Annotated in this window: 3 protein-coding genes; 1 reads left to right on the forward strand and 2 read right to left on the reverse strand. The window is 69.9% G+C overall.

Annotated elements, in window-relative coordinates:
- The coding region (locus AB0M20_RS34840; protein ID WP_364304664.1) for a sugar ABC transporter substrate-binding protein at positions 1–1,236 on the reverse strand (1,236 nt) is incomplete at its 3' end.
- A gap of 213 nt (positions 1,237–1,449) precedes the next feature.
- Here AB0M20_RS34840 and AB0M20_RS34845 point away from each other — a divergent pair.
- Positions 1,450–2,472 (forward strand): LacI family DNA-binding transcriptional regulator, encoded by a 1,023-nt coding sequence (locus tag AB0M20_RS34845; protein WP_364304666.1) that lies wholly within the window; start codon positions 1,450–1,452, stop codon positions 2,470–2,472.
- Here AB0M20_RS34845 and AB0M20_RS34850 read toward each other — a convergent pair.
- The coding region (locus tag AB0M20_RS34850) for a zinc-binding dehydrogenase (RefSeq protein ID WP_364304668.1) at positions 2,469–3,077 on the reverse strand (609 nt) is incomplete at its 5' end. The two genes, AB0M20_RS34845 and AB0M20_RS34850, sit on opposite strands and share 4 nt — an antisense overlap.

A 3,077-nucleotide genomic window follows, 5' to 3' on the forward strand; every position in this document is an offset into this window, starting at 1 on the left:
CGCCTTGCCCAGCTCCTCGTTCAGGCTCTCCTCGATCTTGGGCCAGTCGGGGTTGGCGACCACGTTGCTGACGCCGCACTCCAACGCCTTGGCGAAGCCCTCGAGGACCGGCTTGGTCTTGATCAGGTCGGGATCCTGCAGCAGGGCGGTGATCGGCGGCAGCGTCGTGCCGCCCTTGGACTTGTACGTCCACAGCGCGACGTTGGCGGGCTTGGACATGAACTCGATGAACTTCCAGGCGGCGTCGGCCTGCTTGCTCTGGCTGAAGATGACCAGCGCGTCCCCGGCGATGGTCGTGCCGCAACCGGCCGCGCCGACCGGCAGCGGCGCGGTGGCCCATTTGCCGTTGACGGCGGGGAACTCGTCGGTCAGCGTGCCGGCGAACCACGACCCGGCGACGTACATGCCGACCTGGCCGTTGGCGAAGGCCTGCCGGCCGTCGTACGAGTTGGAGTTGAGGTAGTCCTTCGGGGCGTAGTTCTTGGCCAGGTTCACGTAGAACTCGGCGGCCGCCTTCGCCTTGTCGTCGGCGAACAGCACCTGCTTGCCGTCGTCGGAGAGCAGCTTCCCGCCGTTCTGCCACAGCCAGGGATACCAGTAGTAGGCGGCCTCGGTGGCGAACATCGCCACGCCGTACTGCCGCTTGGCGGGCTGGGTGAGCTTTCGTGCGGCATCCTCGAACTCCGGCCAGGTGGCCGGCGGCTTGGTGATGCCGGCCGCCTGGAACAGGTCGGTGCGGTAGAACAGCGCTGTCGACTCGCCGTCGAACGGCAGGCCGTACATGCTCTTCTCGTATGTCGTGAAGGTCTTGAAGGCCGGAACGTAGGCGTCGGCCTTCACGATGTCGCTGCGCGAGATGTAGTTGTCGAGGTTGACCAGCGCCTTGCGGGAGGCGAAGCTGGCGACCGTGCCGGCGTCGACGTACGCCACGTCGGGCGGATTGCCGCCGGCGACCTGGGCGGTCAGCTTCTCGGTGGCCTCCTCGGCCGGGACGTTCTGAAGTTTGACGGTGATCGTGGGGTGTTCCTTCTGGAACGCGTCGAGCAGCTGCTTCATCTCGGGAATCTCGCCGACCCACGAGGCGAAGCTGATGGTGACCGGTGCGGACGGCTCTGGGACAGGGCCCTCGCCGCTGCCCTTCCCGGTGGCGGTCTCGCCGCCGGAGGAGCACGCCGCGAGAGCGAGCGTGGCGGCGGTCGCAGCCGCCACCAGGGTCCGGGGGGATGAACGTTTCATTCCGATCAGCTCCCTCGTCGTTGCCGCCCGATGACGGGACGAGCACAACGGTGACGGCCGTGCAAAACGTTTGGCATACTCGGGTCAGATTCGGCTCCCGGACCGGGGATGTCAAGGGATTCCCCGTAACGAACGCGCTGCGGCGGTCACCTGGCGAATCGTGGCCCCAAAACGATTTGCTACCGTACGTGGCGATCATGCTAGGGAGAGGTCATGCCGATGTCCGACCCGGCGCCGGAGGAGACCCGCGTAACGCTGGTCCACGTCGCGAAGCTGGCGGGAGTCAGCCCGACGACCGTGTCGCATGTGCTCTCCGGTAAGCGCTGGGTCGCCGAGGGCACCCGCCGCACCGTCCAGGAGGCGATCGCGCGCCTCGGGTATCGGCCCAACAACGTTGCGCGGAGCCTGCGTACCCGGCGTTCGAAGATGGTCGCGGTCGTCCTGCCGGACATCACCAACTCCTTCTACGGCGTGCTGGCGCGCGGCCTCGCCGATGCGGTCGACGGCGCCGGGTACGGCACGTACGTGTGCAACACCGACGGCAACCGCGACCGGGAGGACGCGTTCCTGGCGGATGTCGTCGACCGCGGGGTGGACGGCGTGGTCATGGCGGCCGGCGACGTCACGGCTCAGGTGCGGGTCGGTCCCGCCGGGCTGGGCGTGCCCGCGGTGTGCGTCGGCGGTGCGCTCGACGACGACCCGCACGTCGACCGGGTGATGCCGGAGGACGGGGTGGGCTCGTACGCGGCGGTTCAGCACCTGATCCACCGCGGCAGCCGGCGGATCGCGATGATCCAGGGGCCGCCGGCGTCCGGTACGGCCCGCGGCGAGGGATACCGGCGCGCGATGGGCGAGGCCGGCCTGGCGGTCGAACCGGATCTGGTGGTGCCGGGCGACTGGACCCGGCCCGGCGGTCGCAAGGCGATGCACCAGCTGATGTCCGGCCCGATCCGCCCCGACGCGGTGTTCTGCGCCAACGATCTCACCGCCATCGGCGCGGTCGACGCGCTGCACGAGCTGAATCTGACGGTGCCCGCGGACGTCGCCGTGGTCGGATTCGACGACGTCGACGCGGCGACGATCGTGAGCCCGGCCCTGACCACGGTCCGGAACCCGGCCTACGAGAGCGGATACACCGCGGGAGAGTTGTTGCTCAGCCGGATCCTGGGCAGTTACACCGGCGAGGGCCGTACCGTCGTGCTGCCCTGCCCGCTCGTGATCCGCGAGTCCGCCTAGGACCGGCTCATCGTCACGGTCGCCTTGGCGAAGCCGGGCGGCTTGTCCCGCGCCGCCTCGAACGCCGCGCCGATCCGCTCGAGCGGGAAGCGGTGCGTCACCAGCGGCGCCAGCGAGACGGTGCCCGCGGTCAGCAGCCGCATGCCCACGTCGAGGCCGCGCATGATGACCGCCGGGTCGCGGTAGTGGCCGTTGACGAGGTCGAAGGCCATCCAGTTCCACTGCCCCAGCGGCACCCTGCGCGGCTCACCCTGGTGATAGCCGACCAGGACGATCCGGCCGCTCATCCGGGTCACGTCGCCGACCACGTCGAGCGCGGCCTGGGTGCCGGTGCACTCGAAGGTGATGTCGGCGCCGGCGTCGCCGACGGCCTCCGGCAACGACCGGGTACGCACGTCGACGACCTCCGTGGCGCCCAGCGCCGTGGCCCGCTCCAGCGCGTCCGGCCGGGTGTCGGCGACAATCAGCCGCCGGACGCCGCGCAGCCGCACCAGCGACTGCACCAGGTTGCCCATGAAGCCGGCGCCGATCAGCACCACGTCGTCGGCGAGCCCGACGCCCGCCTCCACGACGGCGTTTACGGGACAGGGCAGCGGCTCGGCGAG

Origin of the sequence: Actinoplanes sp. NPDC051633 (assembly GCF_040681735.1) — a bacterium.
Taxonomy (GTDB): domain Bacteria; phylum Actinomycetota; class Actinomycetes; order Mycobacteriales; family Micromonosporaceae; genus Actinoplanes.